This is a genomic window from Aeromonas sp. Marseille-Q7275, assembly GCF_965119515.1.
In genome coordinates, this window is the sequence record NZ_CBCPLW010000006.1 from 218,542 (window position 1) to 225,156 (window position 6,615).

Sequence of the window (6,615 nt, forward strand, 5' to 3'; positions counted from 1 at the left end):
CTGACCACAACGCCATGGCCATGCCATGGCGTTGTGCATTTGGGCGCCAGCCGCCCCCGGCAGGGGCGAGGAGCGGTCTCCTTCGGCGCTCCATTGAACCTTTAACACATTTTTATCAAGCATTGCGCAATCGTTTTTGTTAGACTGCGCCGCAATTTCGCAGGACATCTTTTTCTATGGTCTGGATTGATTACGCCATCATCGGCATCGTCGGTTTCTCTGCCCTCATCAGCCTGGTGCGCGGCTTCCTGAAGGAAGCCATGTCCCTTGTCACCTGGTTCGTCGCCTTTTTCATTGCCAGCCATTTCTATCCGGATCTCGCCGTCTACTTCACCTCCTTCTCCGACGCCATGGTGCGCAACGGCCTGGCCATCGCCGCCCTCTTCGTGGCGACCCTGATCCTGGGGAGCGTGGTCAACTACGTGGTGGGCTTGCTGGTGGAAAAGACGGGACTCTCCGGCACGGATCGGGTGCTGGGGGTCTGTTTTGGCGCCATTCGCGGGGTACTGATCGTCAGTGCCCTGCTGTTTTTTATGGATACCTTCACCAGCCTCTCCCAGAGCGACTGGTGGGTGGCGTCCAAGCTGGTTCCCGAGTTCAAGCCGGTGATCCAGTGGTTTTTCGGGTTCATGCTGAACTCGTCCAGTTTTCTTCAACAGGTACAGTGACTTCGAGGTAGCAAAGACATGTGCGGTATTGTCGGTATAGTTGGCACCACCCCCGTCAATCAGGCCCTCTACGACGCCTTGACGGTGTTGCAGCACAGGGGACAGGATGCCGCCGGGATCGTGACCATTGACAGTGGAAACTTCCGGCAACGCAAGGCCAACGGCCTGGTGAAGGATGTGTTTGAAGTGCGCCACATGCAGCGACTGAAGGGGCATATCGGCATAGGACATGTCAGATATCCCACCGCAGGCAGCTCCAGTGCCGCTGAAGCCCAACCCTTTTACGTGAACTCGCCCTACGGCATGGTGCTGGCCCATAACGGCAACCTCACCAACGCCAAGGATCTCAAGGAGCAGCAGTTCAAGGTGGCCCGCCGCCACATCAACACCACCTCGGACTCCGAAGTGCTGCTGAACGTGCTGGCCCACGAGCTGGATCTATGCGACAAGATGGCGCTGGCCCCTGCGGACATCTTCTCTGCGGTGCGCAAGGTGCACCAGCAGATCCGCGGCGCCTATGCCGTGGTGTCCCTGGTGATCGGCCACGGCCTCATCGGCTTTCGCGATCCCAACGGCATCCGTCCGCTGATCCTGGGCCGCCGCGCCGACGAGCAGGGCCAGGTGGAGTACATGCTCGCCTCCGAGAGCGTGGCCCTCGACGCCATCGGTTTCGAGACGGTGCGTGACGTCGCCCCGGGCGAGGCCATCTACATCACAGAGCAGGGCCAGCTCTTCTCCGAGCAGTGTGCGGAGAACCCCCAGATGAGCTCCTGCATCTTCGAGTACGTCTACTTCGCCCGCCCCGATTCGTGCATCGACAAGGTCTCCGTCTACGCCGCCCGTCTCAACATGGGCCGCAAGCTGGGCAAGAAGATTGCACGGGAGTGGGAAGATCTCGACGTGGATGTGGTCATCCCCATCCCCGAGACCTCCTGCGACGTGGCGCTGGAGATCGCCCACACCCTGGGCCTGCCTTACCGCCAGGGCTTCGTGAAGAACCGCTACATCGGCCGTACCTTCATCATGCCGGGCCAGACCCAGCGCAAGAAGTCGGTGCGTCGCAAGCTCAACGCCATCAGCTCCGAATTCAAGGGCAAGAAGGTGTTGCTGGTGGATGACTCCATCGTCCGTGGCACCACCTCGGAGCAGATCATCCAGATGGCCCGTGAAGCAGGGGCGGCCAAGGTCTACTTCGCCTCGGCGGCACCGGAAATCCGCTTCCCCAACGTCTACGGCATCGACATGCCCACCGCCAACGAGCTGATTGCCCACGGCCGTGAAGTGGAAGAGGTGTGCAAGTTGATCGGCGCCGATGGCCTGATTTTTCAGGATCTGGAAGATCTGGAAGAGGCGGTGCGGGAGATCAACCCCGAGCTGCGCCACTTCGAGACCTCGGTGTTCAATGGTCACTACGTGACCTCTGACGTGGATCAGGGCTATCTGGACCACCTGAACGCCCTGCGCAACGACGACAGCAAGGCGGTGCGCGAGTGGCAGGAAGGGACCAGCAACCTGGAGATCTTCAACGAAGGCAGTTAAACGTTTTCTGACCGTCGTCGACATGAAACAGAGATGGGGGCCCAGGCCCCCATCTCTGTTTTTGTCTCTGTCGCAAGCCGCCCCTTCCTCTGCGGGGCGGCCCTCGTCATGCCAGATCTTCCCCGTTACTGGCGATCACCTGCCGGTACCACCAGAACGACTTCTTGCGCCTGCGCGCCAGGGTGCCCTGGCCGGCATCGTCCCTGTCCACGTGGACGAAGCCGTAGCGCTTGCTCATCTCGCCGGTGGAGGCGGAGACCAGATCGATGCAGCCCCAGCTGGTGTAGCCCAATAGCGGCACACCGTCTTCGATGGCATCCCCCATGGCGCCGATGTGCGCGCGCAGGTAGTCGATGCGATAGTCGTCCTCTATCTCGCCATCGGCGTTGATCTCGTCCATGGCCCCCAGGCCGTTCTCCACCAGGAACAGGGGTTTCTGGTAGCGATCGTACAGGCTGTTCATGGTGATGCGAAGGCCGAGGGGGTCTATGCCCCAGCCCCACTGGCTCACCTCGATGTGGGGGTTTCGCAGGGACTTGACCACGTTGGCGGCGCTGGTGTTGCCCGCGTTCATGTCGGCCGAGGCGCAGCGGGAGGCGTAGTAGCTGAAGGAGACGAAATCGACGCTGTGTGTGAGGATCTCATCATCCTCCGGCGCCTTGACGAGCCGGATCCCCTTCTCGCGAAACACCTGGGCCGCATAGGCCGGGTAGGCGCCTCTCGCCTGCACGTCGATGAACAGCAGGTTCTCTCGCTCCTTTTGCAGCGCGGCCCAGACATCTTCCGGCTTGCAGGAGTAGGGGTAGAAGCTGCCCCCCGCCAGCATGCAACCCACCTGGTTTGCCGGATTGACCTCGTGGGCAATTTGGGTCGCCAGGGCGCTCGCGACCAGCTCGTGGTGGGCCGCCTGGTATTTGACCTGCTCCTGGTGCTCCCCCTCCTCGAACACCAGCCCCGCCCCGGAGAAGGGGCTGTGCAACAGGATGTTGATCTCGTTGAAGGTGAGCCAGTACTTCACCAGGCCGTCGAACGCCTCGAAGCAGGTGCGGGCATAGCGGGTGAAAAAGTCCACCATCTGGCGGTTGCGCCAGGAGCCGTACTCCACCACCAGGTGCATGGGCACGTCGAAGTGGCACAGGGTCACCAGGGGCTCGATGTTGTACTTTCTGCACTCCTGGAACAGGGCCCGGTAGAAGGCGATGCCCTCGGGGTTGGGTTCTGGCTCGTCGCCGTTCGGGTAGAGCCGGCTCCAGGCGATGGAGGTGCGAAACACGGTGAAGCCCATCTCGGCCATCAGGGCGATGTCTTCCTTGTAGCGGTGATAGAAATCGATGGCCTCGTGGCTTGGGTAGAACTCGTCATCCCGCAGGGTGAAGCGCTTCTCCTGGCCAAGCTTGACCGCCATGCGGTTGGCGCCATGGGGGATCATGTCCACCGTGGTCAGCCCCTTGCCCCCCTCGCGATGGCCGCCTTCCGCCTGGTTGGCGGCCAGGGCGCCGCCCCACAGGAAACCCTGGGGAAATCTGGTTATCGACATCGGTTACCTCTTGTCATGTCGGATGAGATGAATTCACAGGCTGGTGGCCGGCTGGCCCGGCATGGCCGCGTCGGCCCGGGCTGGCGTCCGGGGTGCCTGCTCCTGCACCGGTATGTCTTCAAAGCCCATCACTAGGGTCAGCACGAAGGAGAGCACCACTGAGAGCGCCATCACGGCGAACACCCAGGCGATGCTCATGGGGTTGGCCGGATCGAAGAACTGCACGCTGGTGAAGAGCCCGGGGGCCGCCATGGAGTGGCTGGCGAGGCCCGCCATGCCGGCCACGGCGCCGCAAATGAAGCCGCTGATGAGGCTGGCGATGAGGGGGCGCTTCAATCGCAGGGCGACGCCGTAGAGGGCGGGTTCGGAGATCCCCGCCATGATGGCGGAGGCGGCCGCCGCCAGCGCAGTCTGGCGCAGTTCGGGGTTTTTGGTGCGCCAGGCGACGGCCAGGGAGGAGCCACCGAGGGAGAGGTTGGCGCCTATCTCCGAGGGCATCACCATGCCCTCCTTGCCGGTCTCGGCGATGGTCTGGATGATGGTCGGGGTGAAGACGCGGTGCATGCCGGTCATCACCAGCAGCGGCCAGAGCGCCCCCATGATGGCCACCGACAGCCAGCCCAGGTAGTCGTGAACCGTGTAGACCAGGCCAGAGATGGCGGTGCCAATCCAGATGCCGATGGGGCCGATGAGCAGGATGGCGAGCGGCGCCGCAATCAGCACTATCAGCATGGGCTTCAAGAAGTTCTTGGTCACCGCCGGGGTGATGCGATCGACCCAGCGCTCTATGTAGGAGAGGCACCAGGTCATCACCAGGGCCGGGATCACTGTGTAGGTGTATTTCACCGCGGTGACCGGGATCAGGGCGAAGGTCACCTGCTCCCCCTCGGCGGCCCTGGCCATCAGCTCGATGAAGCTGGGGTGCACCAGCACGCCAGCGATGGCGATGGCGAGCGACATATTGGTCTTGAACTTGACGGCGGCGGAGGCGGCCACCATCAGGGGCAGGAAGAAGAAGGCGCCATCCCCGGCCACCGTGAGTATGGTGAGGGTCGAGGAGCCTTTCTCCAGCACCCCGGTCATCTCCAGCACCATGGCCAGCAGCTTGAGCATGGAGCCGCCGATGATGGCCGGAATGAGCGGCGACATGGTGCCGATCAGGGCGTCGAGGATGGCGGCGCCCATGCGGCGCAGGCTGAAGCCTGGCTTGGCCGCTGGCAGGTCTCCCCGTGCGCCTTCCGGCAACTGGGCAAGCACCTCGCGATAGGCGTGGGAGACCATGTTGCCGATGATCACCTGGCACTGGTTATCACTGCTGACCACCCCAAGTACCCCGGCAGTGGCCTTGAGCGTGGGACTGTCCACCAGGGTGGGGTCTTGCAGCACGAAGCGCAGGCGCGTCATGCAGTGGGTCACGGCGACTATGTTGCCGGTTCCGCCGAGGGCCGTGATGACCTTGCCGGCCAGGGCCGCGTAGTTCTTTGACATCTAGTCGTATCCTTCTTACCAAATGAGGCCTGTCGATCCCCGTCATTGACGACGGGAAGAGCGGGAATGAAACTGCATTGTGGAACCGGTTCCACATAGCATGCGCAGTTTCATGCTCACAGACAAGACGGTCGCACCGCCATTGTGCAGAAGCGTGAATGGGATCACTGAAAGGGTTGGCCTGCGCCCATTCTCGTTAGCACAAGCGGGTCCCGTGCAGTACACTGCGGCCCGTCGAGAAGAGGGGAAGATGATGACGACTATGCTGGAGGTGGCGAAGCGGGCAGGGGTGTCGAAGGCGACTGTCTCCCGGGTGCTGTCGGGCAATGGCTATACCAGCCAGGAGACCCGGGATCGGGTGTTCCAGGCCATAGAGGAGAGCGGCTATCGCCCCAACCTGCTGGCGAGGCAGCTGGCCACCAAAAACACCCAGACCCTGGGGCTGGTGGTGACCAACACCCTCTATCACGGCGTCTATTTCAGCGAGCTGCTCTCCCACGCGGCGCGCTTGACCGAAGATAGGGGCCGGCAGCTGATCCTGGCCGATGGCAAGCACAGCGCCGAGGAGGAGCGACAGGCCATCCAGTACCTGCTCGACTCCCGCTGTGACGGCGTCATCATCTACCCGCGTTTTCTCGGCGTTGAGGAGATGGACGAGCTCATCGAGCAGCACTCCCAGCCCATCATGGTGCTCAACCGGCGGCTGCGGCGCCACCCGGCGCACTGCGTCTACTCCGATCAGCAGGCTGCCGCCGCGGCCGTGGTGGAGAGGCTGGTCGAGATGGGGCACAGCGACATCGCCTTCATCACAGGCTCGGCGGATTCCCCCACCGGCATGGAGCGCCTCGCCGGCTACCGCGATGCCCTTGCCCGGCACGGCATTCCCGTGCAAGAGGCGCTGATCGCCCCTGGCAAGTGGACCCCCGCCTGCGGCGCGGCCGCCGTCTCGACCCTGCTGGCGCGCGGGGTGAGCTTCAGTGCTCTGATCGCCAGCAACGATGACATGGCGATCGGCGCCATCAAGCAGTTGCACGAGTGCGGCGTGTCGGTGCCGGAGCAGGTCTCCGTGGTGGGGTTCGACGACATCGCCCTGGCTCCCTACGTCATTCCGTCGCTGGCCAGCGTCAAGATGCCGGTGACCGAGATGATCCAGGAGACCATCAGCCGGCTGATCACCATGGTGGAGGAGGGGGAGCCCGAGGCGCTGCCCTCTTTCAGTGGCAAGCTGGTCCGGCGCGATTCCCTCAAGCGCCTGCTGGAGTGAGGCTGCCTCTGTGCTGGGCAGGCGGGGCGGGATCCGTTAGCATTGGCCCCCTTCGCGGGCCTCGCCCGCCGTATCCGGCCGCATCAATATTTGCCGATCAAGACCCACCCGAGAGTCCA

Annotated in this window: 5 protein-coding genes; 3 read left to right on the forward strand and 2 right to left on the reverse strand. The window is 63.1% G+C overall.

The window, feature by feature from the left end:
• Positions 1–176 precede the first annotated feature (176 nt).
• Both ACWPWQ_RS08275 and purF read left to right on the forward strand, forming a co-directional pair.
• Positions 177–668 (forward strand): CvpA family protein, encoded by a 492-nt coding sequence (locus ACWPWQ_RS08275; RefSeq protein WP_005325372.1) that lies wholly within the window; start codon positions 177–179, stop codon positions 666–668.
• An 18-nt stretch (positions 669–686) separates the two neighbouring features.
• Complete coding sequence (gene purF / locus ACWPWQ_RS08280; protein WP_139435468.1) at positions 687–2,207, forward strand: amidophosphoribosyltransferase; 1,521 nt, start codon at positions 687–689, stop codon at positions 2,205–2,207.
• A 106-nt stretch (positions 2,208–2,313) separates the two neighbouring features.
• Here purF and ACWPWQ_RS08285 read toward each other — a convergent pair whose 3' ends face one another.
• Together ACWPWQ_RS08285 and ascF are read right to left on the reverse strand one after the other, a co-directional pair.
• Complete coding sequence (locus tag ACWPWQ_RS08285) at positions 2,314–3,744, reverse strand: 6-phospho-beta-glucosidase (RefSeq protein WP_454009522.1); 1,431 nt, start codon at positions 3,742–3,744, stop codon at positions 2,314–2,316.
• 33 nt (positions 3,745–3,777) lie between these two features.
• The gene (gene ascF, locus ACWPWQ_RS08290) at positions 3,778–5,232 is read right to left on the reverse strand and encodes a PTS cellobiose/arbutin/salicin transporter subunit IIBC (protein ID WP_265435613.1); all 1,455 of its coding nucleotides are present in this window, start codon (positions 5,230–5,232) and stop codon (positions 3,778–3,780) included.
• A 250-nt stretch (positions 5,233–5,482) separates the two neighbouring features.
• Between ascF and ACWPWQ_RS08295 the strand changes: the two genes are divergently transcribed.
• The gene (locus tag ACWPWQ_RS08295; RefSeq protein WP_454009523.1) at positions 5,483–6,496 is read left to right on the forward strand and encodes a LacI family DNA-binding transcriptional regulator; all 1,014 of its coding nucleotides are present in this window, start codon (positions 5,483–5,485) and stop codon (positions 6,494–6,496) included.
• Positions 6,497–6,615 lie beyond the last annotated feature (119 nt).